1 pseudogene is annotated in these 583 nt (G+C 41.9%); it reads right to left on the bottom strand.

Going from position 1 to position 583, the window contains the following annotated elements:
- Nucleotides 1-583 (bottom strand): annotated as a pseudogene (locus tag ACFINS_RS11080) (hypothetical protein); the annotation flags it as partial.

Raw genomic sequence — 583 nt, forward strand, 5'->3', positions numbered from 1 at the left:
GACCATCAGCAACATTATGCAGAGCAACAGGAGCAGAACCTTTACCCTTCCCAAAACGCACACTGCTATAATCAGGGCTGCCATCTTCTTTCTTATCATAAAGAACAACCGATAAGTCCCCAGACTCAATGTTCTTAGAAAGATCAGCTAAACTTTTCTCAAGCTGTGCTTTGTTGACAGCTTCATTGTCATTCTCTGCTGCCTTCACACCAGAAAGCGTCCGAGACGCCCCTTGGCTATTGGCAAGAGTGATTTTATCACCATCTTTTGCATAACCAATCTGAATAACCTTCGTCGCTTCATCTTGCTTAACAAGACTATCACTGACAACTTTGTTAATCTCAGCTTTAAAGTCATTTGCAACATTCGTCAGAGAACTGCTAACACCAGTAAAGGCAGAACCAACATCATAATAATTTTTACCCTGAACAGTATAAGTGGGTTTCTCACCTTTAAGCACATCTGCATTACCACCAAAATACTGTGAGCTATGCTGAACAACTTTCTCCAGATCACCTGTCACACTGGCAACATTCTCATTGGTCTCAAAAAGCTGTGAGCCATTAACAGCATCATGTGAACC

This window comes from Bartonella sp. AA2SXKL (assembly GCF_042197205.1).
GTDB lineage: Bacteria > Pseudomonadota > Alphaproteobacteria > Rhizobiales > Rhizobiaceae > Bartonella.